The following is a 13,805-nucleotide window of genomic DNA, read 5'->3' as shown; positions in this document are numbered from 1 at the left end:
CCAACATCTACCTAATCACCTTTTTTAAAACCCCAAGAACCCCTCGTATAAATGTGGCACTTGTAAGCACTTTCACCACAGGGTTCATTCGGGTGCTGCTACGCCTGGAAGAACTTTTTCGGGAGCTTGAAGCCTTTCGTTCCCTTTCCTCTTCTTTTTCGGCTTCCTTTTGGGCTTTTTCTATCTTTTCATTGAGGATTTCATAGGCACTTTCCCGATCTATTTCCTCATTGTATTTCTTGACTAGTTTTGAATTTCCTATGGCTTCCTTCAGTTCAGCATCTGTCAGGACATCCATTCGACTCATGGGAGCCCTAAGCAGTGTGGCAGCCAAAGGGGTAGGTCTACCTTTTTCATCCAAGGCCGAAATCAGGGCTTCCCCAATTCCCATAGAGGTCAATACTTCCTTGGTATCATAAAACTCGGAAATGGGATAATTCTCTGCTGTTAACTTGATGGCTTTTCTATCTTTAGCCGTAAAGGCACGCAGTGCATGCTGTACTTTTAAGCCTAATTGCCCCAACACATCATCGGGAACATCTGTAGGATTCTGGGTAACAAAATACAGACCTATACCCTTGGAACGGATCAGCTTAACAATGCTTTCAATTTGCTCCAGCAGGGCTTTGGAAGCCTCCTTGAAAATTAGATGGGCCTCATCAATAAAAAGAACCAATTCAGGTCTGTCGCTATCTCCCTGTTCAGGAAATGTAGCATAGATTTCTGCCAAAAGACTCAGCATAAAGGTCGAAAACAGCTTCGGGCGATCTTGAATATCCGTTAAGCGAATAATGTTGATATAGCCGCGGCCATTTTCATCGATACGTACCAAGTCCTCTACATCAAATGACTTTTCCCCAAAAAAAAGATCGGCTCCTTGCTGCTCCAATTCAATGATTTTCCTCAGAATAGTGCCTGTGGAACTGGTCGAGATACGGCCATAAGCCGATTGAAACTCCTTTTTGCCCTCGCCTGTGGCATACTGCAGAACTTTCTTGAAATCTTTTAGATCCAATAGAGGGAGTTTGTTGTCGTCGCAATATTTAAAAACTACGGCAACAATACCTTCTTGGGTAACCGTTAAATCCAAAATTCGACTTAAGAGAACAGGCCCAAATTCAGAAACAGTGGCTCGCAATCGAACCCCGTCCTGCTCAGAAAGGGATAAAATCTCTACTGGGAATGCATTGGGCTCAAAGGGAAGTCCAATCTGTTCGTGGCGTTCATCAATCTTGGGGTGCCCTGGACTGGGCTGTGCAATGCCGCTCAGATCCCCTTTAAGGTCCATAAGCAACACCGGTATTCCCTTATCGGAAAGGTTTTCGGAAATCACTTGAAGGGTTTTTGTTTTACCTGTACCAGTGGCTCCTGCAATCAGGCCATGGCGGTTAAGCGTTTTAAGCGGAATCTTAACGAAAGCGTTCTTAATCGCTTGACCATTCAACATTCCAGCCCCCATAGTAATGTAATCTCCTTTGGTGGTATACCCTTTCTCAATGTGTTCAAAGAATTTTTCCTCGGTGCCCATGGACTTCTATTTCGGATAAAAATAGGGTAATTTTAAGCAATAATAAAAGAGGCTGGACAAACAAAATTATTCACTTTGTAAAGGGCTCTTTGGTATTCCGATTTTCTTTGAAAATCAAGTTTTTCGCACTTTTTAGGTTAAAATCCGGCCATATTGGCGATAAAACTTGCAGCAAAGGTTATGTTTTCATAGTTTTTATCCTTTGCCTGATCAGTTTAGATGGACTCCAAACAAACCATACCCAATTTTTAAGCAACCGATGTTTTCCAATCATGTAATGCGAAACTTCTTGGCATTTTGGGCGGTTTTGACCCATTTGATGGTCCATGCACAAACCAATGATCCACCAGTGGTCAGTGCAAATGGAAATCTGATCTATTGTCCACTTTCAACTACCCCTATTGTTTCAACATTTAATGTTACGGATTCTGATGACACTGAAATCGAAGCTTTTTTTGTTCAGATTTCCGTGGGATATGAACGTGGCTCAGATATGCTGAATCTAACAGGCAATCATCCCAACATAACAACCACGTGGGATTCGGTGCAAGGAAAACTTACCATTCGCGGTCCTGGTGGCAGTCCCGTGCAATATGTAGACCTAATTCCTGCGGTAATGGACTTGGAATTTACCAGCACGTCACCGGACCCTATTGCATTAAAGCAATTTTCTTTCACCATTGGATCGGCCAATTATCTGCCGCAAACAGGCCATTATTATGAATATGTGCCCAGTTTGGGAATAACATGGCAAGAAGCTCGAGTTGAGGCGGCAAACAGGACTTTCTTTGGACTGCAGGGCTATCTGGCCACTATTACTAGTATTGAAGAGGCCAGATTGGCTGGCGAGCAAGCTTCGGGAGCGGGATGGCTGGGAGGAAGCGATGCCGAACAAGAAGGGGTTTGGAAATGGGTTACAGGCCCGGAAGCAGGTACCACTTTCTGGAACGGAGGTATAAATGGGAGCACCCCAAATTTTGCTTTTTGGAACACCAATGAACCCAATAATGTGATTTTTGATACGGATCCCACAGGCGAAGATTATGTCCATGTGACCAGTCCAAACATAGGCGTGTCCGGGTCTTGGAACGATCTCCCCAATGTAGGGTCAACAGGAGATTATCTTCCCAGGGGGTATGTGGTAGAATATGGTGGCCTTCCAGGTGACCCTTTACTTCAGCTATCGGCAAGTACAAGTTTGGTAACACCCCAGATAGAAGATGTGCAATCCGCGTTTGCTTGTGGAACGGGAGCGGTGACGCTTGAAGCCACTACCTCTGAAGGTGATGTGCTATGGTTTGATGCAGAAGAAGGAGGGAATCTAGTATTTACTGGACCTGTCTATACAACTCCTGTACTTACCCAATCCGCAACCTATTATGTTTTGGCCTCGGAAGGTGGTTGCCTTACTGGGGAAAGGACTGCGGTGGAAGCCACGGTACACCCATTGCCGGTGATTGACCCCAATATTGTTTTCAGAAATTGTGACGAAGATGGGGTAGCCGATGGGTTTGTGGATTTCAACCTGCATGAAATCACGCCATTTGTCACTCTTGGTGATACGGGTTTGTCAGTTTCCTATCATCCAAGCCTAGTGGATGCAGAGAACAACACAAATCGCATAAGCGAAGTTCCGTATAACAATGGTTCTGGGAGCACATTGTATGCCCGCGCTGCCAACTCTTTTGGATGTGCATTGATCTCGGAGGTTACTCTGGAGGTTTCCACAACTTCTTTTCCTGCAAACTTTTTGGCCATCTTGGAAAGCTGTGATGAGGACGATCAAGATGGATTTTACAGTTTTAATTTGGAAGAGGCTGTTCCTGAGCTTTTGGCCCAGTTTCCTTCTGGGCAGAATCTGGAAGTGACGTTCTACACGAACTCAGACGACGCTTTGTTGGAGCAAAATCGCATCACGAACACAAACAACTTTGTAAACGAAACTGCTTTTTCGCAACAGTTGTTCGTTCGGGTCGAGAATAGGGATAATGGGGATTGTTTTGGGATAGGACAGCACGTGCAGCTGCAAGTACTGCCTTTGGTAGCATTCGATTTGACCGAACCTGAACTCATCCTTTGTGAAGGGTCTACTATAACGGCAGCAACCACCAATGCTGACGGAATTTACCAATACCAATGGACTGATTCGGCAGGGGTGGTGGTAAGCAACGAGGCTTTTGCTTCGATATCCCATCCTGGTAGGTATTCCGTAATTGCTACCTCAGAATTGGGTTGTGTTTCACCGCCAAGATATTTGGAAGTCGAGCTTTCGGGGCCTCCCAATTTAACCAGGGATGCAGTAGTGATAGATGATGCCAATGACGTCAATTCCATTACCGTACTGGAGGAAAATGGTAACCTTGGCCCAGGAAATTATGAGTATGCGCTGGACGACGCTTATGGGCCTTTTCAAGATTCTCCAGTTTTTGAAAATGTCGATCCTGGTTTGCACACCTTATATGCAACGGATAAAAATGGCTGTGGCTCAGATCAATTGGTCATTGGGGTGGTTGGCATTTCCAAATTTATCACGCCCAACAATGATGAAGTCAATGATACATTGGAAATTCTAGGAGTTACTCCGGACGCTTACCGCAGTGCCTCCTTGTTTATCATGGATAGATACGGCAAACTTTTGGCACAAATCAATGCACTTGATTCGGGATGGAATGGGAATTATGGAGGGAAACAACTACCAGCTTCGGATTATTGGTATGTTCTAAATCTGGTAGATTCGGAAGGAATTGCCCATCGAAGAACTGGCCATTTTAGCTTGAAACGATAGCTAAACACGCGATTTATAAAGACTTTTTTGAATAGGGAAACACTATCTTTGCGCCATGATTTCAGAAGAAGTGATGCAATTGGTAGATAAAGGCGTAATGCTTCCCTTAATGGAGGAATTCTATACCATTCAGGGTGAAGGGTACCACAAGGGGACTGCAGCATATTTTATCCGGATTGGGGGATGTGATGTAGGCTGTCACTGGTGTGATGTTAAGGAAAGCTGGAATGCAGGCACCCATCCGCCAACGGATATCGAAAGTATTGCGACTAACGCTGCGAAAAATTCGGATACTATTGTAGTTACGGGCGGAGAACCCCTAACTTGGGATATGGGTCCATTGACTAATTGTTTAAAAGCTAAAAACTTAAAGACCCATATTGAAACTTCGGGTGCTTATGCCTTATCAGGTGACTGGGATTGGATTTGCCTTTCCCCTAAAAAGAATAAGTTGCCCGTATCTGAAATCTATCCCCTAGCGGATGAGCTTAAGGTCATTGTTTACAATAAGCATGATTTTATCTTCGCGGAAGAACAGGCAGCACAGGTAGGGCCAAATTGTATCCTGTATTTACAGCCGGAATGGAGTGTTAGGGACAAAATGGTTCCTTTGATCGTGGATTTTGTCATGCAGAACCCAAAATGGAAAGTATCACTCCAGACCCACAAGTACCTGAATATCCCGTAGCAGGCAGCTACCGCTACTTTGAATTACCTACCTCCATTATTCTGAAGGTCCAATATACATTCGGCATCCAAGCCGGGAACAGGGGCAGCGCCTTTGGCAGCATTACTTTCCAAAACTTTCATGGTAGGAACACCAAATTCCAAAGCGGCCCGCATAAGGCAACCCGAAACGTTACAGTGATTGGCGGCTTCCGAGTCTTCATGATCGTTGACCGCATCAGTACCCAAGTTTACCAGCCCCATTAAATGGGCAAACTCATGGTTTAAAGTTGAAGTCTCCACATCACTTATTGTGATAAAATTGCTTTGTGATGCCAATTGTCTGATGGTGGATTCGTAGATGACCATAGACGTATTTCTATAAACGGCACCTAGTGTAAACAAACCTTCATCCTCCTCGTCACCATCAGATGGTGCATCAGCAAAATAAATATACATGGCCAGAGTAGTACCGTTGTTATATGCCGTTCTATTTTCCTCTTCCAAATCAGCCACCTGTTGGGTAGTCAATGTCTCTTCCCCTGAAGAGGGCAAGCTTAGGTAAGTGAACTCAATATTGGTCTTAAAGGTTCTTTCCCGTATAAAGTTTTCAAAACTGGTTATTGCGGTCGTAGTCGGCCTAAAACCTTCCACATATGCAATTTCTATTAGCAAAGCATCAAAGTTGGCATTGGATAAAATGTCATTGGCAGAAGAACCGGTTGCCTGAAGATTGGCTGTTTTGTCTACAGTATTGTCCGGTGGGGTCGAATCATCTGAATCCTTGGAACAGCTAATGATTATTCCCAAGCAAATAAGGGAGTAAATTGCAATTTTCTTTATCATGGCACAAGTGTATTTAAATAGAACGCTATACAGCAACATCTATTATTATTGCAGCAAAAGTTTTGCCAAATAGTCGTAATGATTCCCCTCGCTTACAAGTTCACACTTCAAATTATTGGCAAAACATGCATTTTGCAAGGTATTGAAATCCAAATAAAGCCATGGAAACGGGTTGCTTTTTTCTTTTTTATACTCCATGGTAAAGGTCACTTCCCCATAATAATTTCCGTTGTCCGGAATCCAATATCCGCCATCATCGTCTTGATCAAACATGTAAATAATATCGCTTGAATCCAACAAGATTTGACCGTTAGGGAGTAGCAAAGACTTGAGATGCGTCAAAAAAGTGCTCAAATTGTTCAATTTTCCGGCTAGACCAATGCCATTCATAAGCAACAAAAGCGTATCAAATTGCTTTCCGGTAAAATCCAAGAACTCGGTACGGACCGTAGAATCTAGTCCTCTGGATTGACATACTTTGATAGCGCCTTCGGATGCATCCAGACCTGTCACCTCATAACCTTTGTTTTGAAGGTACAGTGCATGGTTTCCGGCGCCACAGCCTATATCCAATACGGTTCCTTGAGCCAAAGCCAAGGCCTTTTGTTCCAGCATGGGCATCTTATCAAAATCCCGAAACAAATAGGGCAAGGGAATATAATCTTCCTCATCCAAAGAGGAATAAGTTTTTATGTCCTCGGAATAGTTTCCAAAGTGATAATCCAACAAGGCTTTTCCAAAAATGTCCGCCATAAAACAGTAACTGTGGCAAAAGTGGGACTTTATTTGTAAACAAAGGTTTAATGGATTGGGTTTTCTAAGTTTGTGAAATGCAAGAAGAATTGGAAGGGCTGCCCAAAAAGGCCCAGGAAAAACATAGTGCCAACAAAAAGTTTTTTTCAAAACTCAAAAAGCGACCTCCCAAAAACCTGGACTACCTTATGTTGGAACTGCATGAGGAAGAATTTCAACGGACGGATTGTTTGGGTTGTGCCAACTGTTGTAAAACAACGGGACCCTTGTTTACCAACGCGGATATTGAGCGTATTGCAAAACGTTTCAGGCTTAAGCCTTCCCAATTTATATCAGAATATCTACGGGTTGATGAAGAGAACGACTATGTTCTACAGCGGGTGCCTTGTACTTTTTTGGATGCGGATAATTACTGCTCCATTTATGATGTGCGACCCAAGGCTTGCAGGGAGTTTCCGCATACGGATCGAAAAAAATTTCACCAGATTGGCAATCTTACCTTGAAGAATGTGGCCATTTGTCCCGCCGCTTTCAATATTGTGGAAGAAATGAAGAAAAAAATAAAGCTGTAGCTATTTTTTATATTTGAAATTATGGAGCAGATCATCACCTATTTTGAAAACATTCCCGCACTTCACCGAAGTCTCATTTTGGTTGGGGGCATCACTTTTTTTTGGATTCTGGAGGGGATAGTCCCATTATTCAGCGTCCCGTATAAAAAATGGAGGCATTCCGTTCCCAATTTCTTTTTTACGTTAACTACGATCTTGGTCAATTTTCCCTTGGCCTTCCTTTTTCTGATGACTTCGGATTGGGCTGTGGACAACGACTTTGGTATCATCAATTGGTTGCCAGAGATGCCGTTATGGTTATATGTAGTTCTTGGGGTGCTGTTTTTGGACTTGATCGGGGCCTATACGGCCCATTGGGTGGAACACAAGGTAAAACCTTTGTGGATGGTGCATTTGGTACACCACTCCGATCATAATGTGGATACCACCACGGCAAACAGACATCATCCTTTGGAGAGCCTCATTCGCTACTCTTTTACCTTGTTGGGGATTTTTCTTGTGGGCGCGCCTATTGGAGTCATTATGCTATATCAAAGCATGTCTGTGGTATTGTCCCAATTCAACCACGCCAATATTCAGTTGCCTAAAAACTTGGATAAGGCCATCAGTTGGGTCATTGTAAGCCCGGATATGCACAAAGTGCACCATCACTACAAATTACCCTATACCGATTCCAATTACGGTAACATCTTTGCGATTTGGGATAGGCTTTTCGGAACGTATATGTATTTGGATACCGAAAAAATTGTGTACGGGGTGGACACCTTTCCCGATGAAAAGGAAAACAGCAGCATTATCGGCCTGCTAAAGCAACCTTTTCATAAATATCGAAGACCAACTACGGAAAACTAATCGTACATCAAGTATTTCTCCCGTATTTTTTTGAATCGTTCCAGATCAGCTGACCAGGTGGCTTTTATTTCAGCCTCAGACAATCCCGCTTCAATTTGTTGTTGAAGTAATGGGGTGCCAGCATGCTTGGTAAAGGAATTGGTCCTAAAGAATTTGGACTTATCCGGACAATTTTTGTAGGCGTCCAGAATCCATTTCAAGGAAACAGCATTCATCCGTTCGGATTTTGCCAAATCCTTTCCAAAGCACTTTTTAGCTTTTTCTTTGGGATGTTTGGATCCAAAATTAGGTTGTGGAATATAGTTGAAGTTGTATTGGGTGCTATCCAAAAATGAAGCACCATAACGCTGAAACTGAAATTCTGTCCCCCTTCCCGCATTGATATGGGTGCCTTCAAAAAGCCCCAAACTGGGATAAAGCGTTATAGAGGTATCATTGGGAAGGTTGGGTGAGGGACGAATGGGCAAATGATAGTCCGAGGCGTGCGTATAGTTTTTCAAGGGAATAACGGTCAAATCCACCTTATTGTCTGCCTTCAACCACTTTTCTTCATTGATCATTTGGGCATATTCCCCAATGGTTAAACCATAGACCAGGGGTATCTGGGTCATTCCCAAAAAACTGGTATGCTCCTTTAACATGGAAGGGCCATCAACATAATGTCCATTGGGATTGGGACGATCTAATACGATAACGGGCACGCCTACTTCTGCACAGGCCTCCATAACCAGTTGCAATGTGGCGATATAGGTATAGAACCTAACCCCAACATCCTGGATGTCAAACAGGACAACGTCCGCATCAGATAACTGTTCTTGGGATGGTTTTCTGTTTTTTCCATATAGCGAAACAATGGGCAGAGAGGTTTTGGTATCCACCCCATCCTTCACCAGTTCTCCTGCATCTGCCTTACCCCTAAAACCGTGTTCCGGGGCAAAGACGGTTTTAATATCCACTTGTCTGGATAGCAAGGAATCCACCAGATGGGTATATCCATTCGCTTGAAAAATAACGCTGGTTTGATTGGCCACCACGGCCACTCTTTTATCTTGAAGCAGGGGAAGGTAGTTCTGGGTTCTATTGGCGGCAACCGTAATTTCCGGAACCAAGGCGGGTTCTTCATTTTCTGATGCAGCGGCTTTTTTGCCTTCCTGTCCTTTGCAGGAAGAAAGCAACAAAACCAACAATAAAACTGTACTTTTGAAAGGAGATAAAATGGGCATTCGTTGAATTTAGAATTGTTTATTGCCAAACGCCTGATAACAGGGAAGGAGCATAAAATTAGCATTTCCGCTCCTATAATAAAAATTGCCATAGCAGCCATTGCCATTGGTATTGTGATGATGCTTATAGCCATTGCCACGGGTGTTGGCCTTAAACACAAGATTCGTGAAAAAGTATCCGCGTTTAATGGGCATATCCAAATTTCCAACTACGATAACAATACCTCCGAAGTTTCCGTGATTCCAGTTTCCCTGGAACAAGATTTTTACCCCAAGTTCAGCGATGTGGATGGTGTACGGCACATTCAAGCTGTTGCCACCAAAGGTGGAATTATCCGCACAGAGGAAACCTTTGAGGGGATGTTGGCCAAGGGGGTGGGCACGGATTACGATTGGAACGTTTTTGAGGAATACCTTGTAGAAGGCCGGATTCCGAATTATACAGGAAGGTTGAATGATGAGGTGTTGATTTCAAGGCTTATGGCCAACCGTCTCCAAATGAAATTGGGCGACACTTTTTTCTCGTTTTTTCTTAAGGATGGAGATGCTTCAAGAGTACCCAATAATAGACGATTTGAGATTGTTGGAATTTACGACAGTGGATTTGAGGAGTTTGATGCCACCTACGTTTTTGTGGATATCCGACACATCCAACGCATGAACAAATGGACCGAGAATGAAATTGGAAACTTTGAGGTCTTTTTGGACGATTTTGACCATTTGGAGGAAAAAAGCAATGAAATTTATGGCAAAACCCCATCCAATTTGGATGCCATCAATATCAAATCCAAATACTTCAGAATTTTTGAGTGGATCGGCCTGTTCGACTTTAATATTGCCCTCATCATTGGGATTATGATTATTGTTGGGGGGATCAACATGATTACAGCACTTCTGGTATTGATTTTGGAACGTACCCAAATGATCGGGGTACTAAAAGCTTTGGGCTCCGAAAATTGGAGCATTCGCAAGGTGTTTTTGTACAATGCCGCTTATTTGATTGGTATTGGGTTGTTATGGGGCAATGGACTTGGTTTGGGATTACTTTATCTTCAGGATAAATACCGGTGGTTTAAGTTTCCAAATCCAGAAGAATACTATATTGAATACATTCCAGTTCATATTGATGTTCCTTCGGTGATTCTCCTAAATCTTGGTGTAATGTTATTGTGTTTACTGATGTTGTTGGTTCCATCATACATCATCACCAAAATAAATCCGGTCAAAGCCATAAAATTTGAATAAAAGCTAAAGTTGATTGTTATAGGTGGACGAATAAGGTTTGTCTAAATAATGAGTTCATTTATTACCAAACACCAAACACCAAACACCAAACACCAAACACCAAACACCAAACACCAAACACCAAACACCAAAGATCCAGCAATCCAGCAATCCAACAATCCAACAATCCAAGTTTACCGGAATCAAAATTTAGTTTCCGTATAGAACCCCGACAACCTTATGGCTATCTTTGCAGCGACTATGGAATATGCAAACAATATACTGGAGACTATTGGGAATACCCCTTTGGTAAAACTCAACAAACTCACGGCAGAACTACCGTGTTTGATACTGGCAAAATATGAAACTTTTAACCCTGGAAATTCCGTTAAGGATCGCATGGCTTTGCAAATGGTGGAGGATGCGGAGAAGCAAGGTCTGCTAAAACCTGGTGGAACCATTATTGAAGGTACATCAGGCAATACGGGAATGGGATTGGCCTTGGCAGCAGTAGTCAAGGGGTATCGAATGATCTGCGTGATAAGTGATAAACAATCCAAGGAAAAAGTGGATATATTAAAGGCAATGGGAAGTGAGGTTTATGTCTGTCCAACGGATGTAGCGCCTGATGATCCCCAAAGTTACTACTCAACAGCAAGGCGATTGTCCACTGAAATTCCCAACTCTTGGTATGTCAATCAATATGATAATCCAAGTAACACCAAAGCCCATTATTTGAGCACGGGCCCTGAAATTTGGGAGCAAACCAAAGGAAAAGTCACCCATTTTGTAGTGGGAGTTGGTACGGGCGGAACCGTTTCTGGGGTAGGAGGTTATCTCAAGGAACAAAATCCCAATGTAAAGGTATGGGGAGTTGATACCTATGGCTCTGTTTTCAAAAAATATCACGAGACGGGAATTTTTGATGAGAACGAGATCTATCCCTATATCACAGAGGGAATAGGAGAAGATATTCTGCCCAAAAATGTCAACTTTGATATCATAGATGGTTTTACCAAAGTAACCGACAAGGATGCGGCGGTGTTTACACAACGTTTGGCCAAGGAAGAAGGAATGTTCTTGGGGAATTCAGCTGGAGCAGCCATTAAAGGGGTGTTGCAGTTGAAGGAACAATTTACCAAAGACGATGTGGTGGTAGTGCTGTTTCATGACCACGGCAGCCGATATGTGGGCAAAATGTTTAATGATGACTGGATGCGGGAAAAAGGATTTATTGATTAAAATTTGATAAATTCACCCAAAGCCAAAAACCATGTATTTCAGAATCTTTATTAGCGTGTTAAGCCTGTTTATGGCAGGAACGCTTACGGCCCAAAAACTTTCCAGAACCGAGAAAAAAATTGTCAAAACCATTGCCCAGAACAACACGGATGCCATCGCTTTTTTGGAGAAGGTGGTGAACATCAATAGTGGTACCCTAAATGCCAAAGGAGTGAAGGAAGTGGGAATGGTTTTCAAAGATGCCTTTGAGAACATCAATTTTGACTCCAGATGGATTGAAATGCCGTCGGAAATGGGTAGAGCAGGCCACTTTTTCGCGGAAACCAGTGGAAATAAAGGCAAAAAGCTTTTGTTGATAGGCCATTTGGACACGGTTTTTGAAGAAGACAGTCCATTTCAAAAATTCAAAATGGTCAACGATAGCATTGCGCATGCACCAGGTGGAAACGACATGAAAGGTGGAGATGTTATCGTTTTGTACGCACTAAAGGCTTTACATGAGAACGGTCTTCTGGGTGATGCACAGATAATAGTGGCTTTCACAGGGGATGAAGAGAGTACGGGAAAACCACTTTCCATTAGCAGGAAGGATTTGGTGGAAGCAGCAAAACGCAGTGACATTGCCCTGGGTTTTGAAACTTCAACAGGGTTCAATTATGCGACCGTGGCCCGAAGAGGAGCATCAGGTTGGGCTGTGGAAGTAGAAGGAAAGCGGGCCCATTCTTCAGGAGTTTTCAGTGAGCGAACTGGAGCAGGAGCCATTTTTGAAATGTCCAGAATCCTGCATCAATTTTATACGGATGTGAAGGGTGAGGATTTATTGACCTTCAATCCCGGTACGGTCTTGGGCGGAACCTTTGTCAGTTTTGATGCCTCGACCAGTAAAGGAGATGTCTTTGGGAAAAGCAACGTGGTGGCCCAAAAGGCCATGGCCAAAGGAGGACTTCGTTTTATTTCCGAAGATCAGAAAGAACGGGCCAGAAACAAAATGCGGGAAATAGTAGGCAATAACCTTCCAATGACTTCCGCCAGTATTTCATTTACGGATAGCTATCCTGCGATGGGACTCACAGAAGGCAATCATGCCCTGCTAGGGATTTTGAACCAGGTGAGTTTGGATTTGGGCCAAGGAGAGGTTTTGGCATATGACCCTGGAAAAAGAGGAGCTGCCGATGTATCTTTTGTAGCAGAATATGTGGATTGTCTGGACGGATTGGGCACCATGGGAACGGGAGCGCATACCCCTCAGGAGACCGTGAATTTGAATACCATTGAAGCATTGACCAAGCGAACCGCCATTTTGATTTATCGACTAATCAATTCCGAGAAATGACAGTATTACAACAGGGCAATACCACTGCCTCCATTGAAGCTGGAGAACTTGTGGGTTTTAAAAACCAAGGGCACGAGTTCATCCACCAAAAAGGAAGTCCCGGATGGCGAAGTTCGGATACTGAAATGTTCCCGATCATTGGCCCGGTAAATGAGGCGGGTTTTAGGGTAGAGGTGTCCAAAGGAAATGCCATTCAAGATCAGCATGGATTGCTACGTGAATTGGACTATGTTTTGGAATCGACTACCGCAACTACTGCATCCTTTGTCAAGCATTATAAAGCGGGTGCGCCAGTAAAAAATTCGAAATTTCCCAAAAAGTCTACCGAAGAATGGTTGGTTTGGCCCTACGATTTCCGATTTGAAAAGACCTTTCAGTTAAGGGGCGATCAATTGGAGATTGGTTTTAAGATTTCCGGGGAAGAAAATATGCCCTTTATGCTCGGGTATCATCCGGCTTTTAAACTGCATTCAGACAGCCCAATCATTGTTGCAGGTCAGCAAGAGATTTCCCTAGACCAGGTGTTGGAAGTGGGCAGCCGTGCGTTCCAAGTGAAAGACACCACCTCAATCCTACTTCGGGATAAAAGGGATATTACCATTTCAACAGAAGGTTTTGGGCATTTTATGTGCTGGACTGAGGTTCGGAATATGATCTGCATTGAGCCCATTTCATTTTACCCATATAACGTGTCACAGGATCAGCTTCATCAGGGCTTTCAACAGCTCAAAGGAGAAGAGGCCCTGTTCAAGGTGGTACTTTCAGTCTAATTTTCGATGAA

12 protein-coding genes are annotated in these 13,805 nt (G+C 43.4%); 8 read left to right on the top strand and 4 right to left on the bottom strand.

All coding sequences use genetic code 11. The features are described 5' to 3' along the window. Positions 1 to 7: 7 nt before the first annotated feature. Positions 8 to 1,528: a helicase HerA-like domain-containing protein gene (locus ACOOE0_RS01015; protein ID WP_420400636.1), complete on the bottom strand. Its 1,521-nt coding sequence runs from the start codon at positions 1,526 to 1,528 to the stop codon at positions 8 to 10. A gap of 277 nt (positions 1,529 to 1,805) precedes the next feature. Between ACOOE0_RS01015 and ACOOE0_RS01010 the strand changes: the two genes are divergently transcribed. Continuing rightward, a complete protein-coding gene (locus ACOOE0_RS01010; RefSeq protein WP_420400635.1) occupies positions 1,806 to 4,313 on the top strand; it encodes a T9SS type B sorting domain-containing protein in 2,508 nt (835 codons plus the stop codon). Positions 4,314 to 4,368: 55 nt separating this feature from the next. Then, positions 4,369 to 5,001, top strand: a complete 633-nt coding sequence (locus tag ACOOE0_RS01005) for a 7-carboxy-7-deazaguanine synthase QueE (protein ID WP_420400634.1) — start codon at positions 4,369 to 4,371, stop codon at positions 4,999 to 5,001. Positions 5,002 to 5,024: 23 nt separating this feature from the next. Here ACOOE0_RS01005 and ACOOE0_RS01000 read toward each other — a convergent pair whose 3' ends face one another. Together ACOOE0_RS01000 and ACOOE0_RS00995 are read right to left on the bottom strand one after the other, a co-directional pair. Further along, a complete protein-coding gene (locus ACOOE0_RS01000; RefSeq protein WP_420400633.1) occupies positions 5,025 to 5,825 on the bottom strand; it encodes a hypothetical protein in 801 nt (266 codons plus the stop codon). 45 nt (positions 5,826 to 5,870) lie between these two features. Further along, the gene (locus ACOOE0_RS00995) at positions 5,871 to 6,578 is read right to left on the bottom strand and encodes a class I SAM-dependent methyltransferase (protein WP_420400632.1); all 708 of its coding nucleotides are present in this window, start codon (positions 6,576 to 6,578) and stop codon (positions 5,871 to 5,873) included. Positions 6,579 to 6,655: 77 nt separating this feature from the next. Here ACOOE0_RS00995 and ACOOE0_RS00990 point away from each other — a divergent pair, with 77 nt between their 5' ends. Next, on the top strand, positions 6,656 to 7,150 hold the full coding sequence (locus ACOOE0_RS00990; RefSeq protein WP_420400631.1) for a YkgJ family cysteine cluster protein: 495 nt from the start codon (positions 6,656 to 6,658) through the stop codon (positions 7,148 to 7,150). 21 nt (positions 7,151 to 7,171) lie between these two features. Beyond that, on the top strand, positions 7,172 to 8,002 hold the full coding sequence (locus ACOOE0_RS00985) for a sterol desaturase family protein (RefSeq protein WP_420400630.1): 831 nt from the start codon (positions 7,172 to 7,174) through the stop codon (positions 8,000 to 8,002). Here ACOOE0_RS00985 and ACOOE0_RS00980 read toward each other — a convergent pair. Next, on the bottom strand, positions 7,999 to 9,225 hold the full coding sequence (locus tag ACOOE0_RS00980) for an exo-beta-N-acetylmuramidase NamZ domain-containing protein (protein ID WP_420400629.1): 1,227 nt from the start codon (positions 9,223 to 9,225) through the stop codon (positions 7,999 to 8,001). The genes ACOOE0_RS00985 and ACOOE0_RS00980 overlap by 4 nt on opposite strands. A 3-nt stretch (positions 9,226 to 9,228) precedes the next feature. Here ACOOE0_RS00980 and ACOOE0_RS00975 point away from each other — a divergent pair, with 3 nt between their 5' ends. From ACOOE0_RS00975 to ACOOE0_RS00960, 4 genes are all read left to right on the top strand, one after another. Next, positions 9,229 to 10,470, top strand: coding sequence for an ABC transporter permease (locus ACOOE0_RS00975; RefSeq protein ID WP_420400628.1), 1,242 nt, complete (start codon positions 9,229 to 9,231; stop codon positions 10,468 to 10,470). Positions 10,471 to 10,710: 240 nt separating this feature from the next. Next, entirely contained in the window at positions 10,711 to 11,691 is a 981-nt protein-coding gene (locus ACOOE0_RS00970) for a PLP-dependent cysteine synthase family protein (protein ID WP_420402189.1), read from the top strand. A 31-nt stretch (positions 11,692 to 11,722) separates the two neighbouring features. Further along, on the top strand, positions 11,723 to 13,024 hold the full coding sequence (locus tag ACOOE0_RS00965) for a M20/M25/M40 family metallo-hydrolase (RefSeq protein ID WP_420400627.1): 1,302 nt from the start codon (positions 11,723 to 11,725) through the stop codon (positions 13,022 to 13,024). Then, positions 13,021 to 13,794, top strand: coding sequence for an aldose 1-epimerase (locus ACOOE0_RS00960; protein WP_420400626.1), 774 nt, complete (start codon positions 13,021 to 13,023; stop codon positions 13,792 to 13,794). The genes ACOOE0_RS00965 and ACOOE0_RS00960 overlap by 4 nt, the downstream gene beginning before the upstream one ends. Positions 13,795 to 13,805 lie beyond the last annotated feature (11 nt).

It is taken from the genome of Flagellimonas sp., assembly GCF_965215805.1.
GTDB lineage: Bacteria > Bacteroidota > Bacteroidia > Flavobacteriales > Flavobacteriaceae > Flagellimonas.
Note: the sequence above shows the minus strand (reverse complement) of the source record. Positions and strands in the feature narration are given on the sequence as shown.

Bases quoted from the DNA above. Each gene is read 5' to 3' on its own strand.
- ACOOE0_RS01010 (WP_420400635.1), top strand. From the start codon at position 1,806: ATGCGAAACTTCTTGGCATTTTGGGCGGTTTTGACCCATTTGATGGTC.
- ACOOE0_RS00990 (WP_420400631.1), top strand. From the start codon at position 6,656: ATGCAAGAAGAATTGGAAGGGCTGCCCAAAAAGGCCCAGGAAAAACAT.
- ACOOE0_RS00970 (WP_420402189.1), top strand. From the start codon at position 10,711: ATGGAATATGCAAACAATATACTGGAGACTATTGGGAATACCCCTTTG.
- ACOOE0_RS00985 (WP_420400630.1), top strand. From the start codon at position 7,172: ATGGAGCAGATCATCACCTATTTTGAAAACATTCCCGCACTTCACCGA.
- ACOOE0_RS00960 (WP_420400626.1), top strand. From the start codon at position 13,021: ATGACAGTATTACAACAGGGCAATACCACTGCCTCCATTGAAGCTGGA.
- ACOOE0_RS00965 (WP_420400627.1), top strand. From the start codon at position 11,723: ATGTATTTCAGAATCTTTATTAGCGTGTTAAGCCTGTTTATGGCAGGA.
- ACOOE0_RS01005 (WP_420400634.1), top strand. From the start codon at position 4,369: ATGATTTCAGAAGAAGTGATGCAATTGGTAGATAAAGGCGTAATGCTT.
- ACOOE0_RS00980 (WP_420400629.1), bottom strand. From the start codon at position 9,225: ATGCCCATTTTATCTCCTTTCAAAAGTACAGTTTTATTGTTGGTTTTG.
- ACOOE0_RS01000 (WP_420400633.1), bottom strand. From the start codon at position 5,825: ATGATAAAGAAAATTGCAATTTACTCCCTTATTTGCTTGGGAATAATC.
- ACOOE0_RS00995 (WP_420400632.1), bottom strand. From the start codon at position 6,578: ATGGCGGACATTTTTGGAAAAGCCTTGTTGGATTATCACTTTGGAAAC.
- ACOOE0_RS01015 (WP_420400636.1), bottom strand. From the start codon at position 1,528: ATGGGCACCGAGGAAAAATTCTTTGAACACATTGAGAAAGGGTATACC.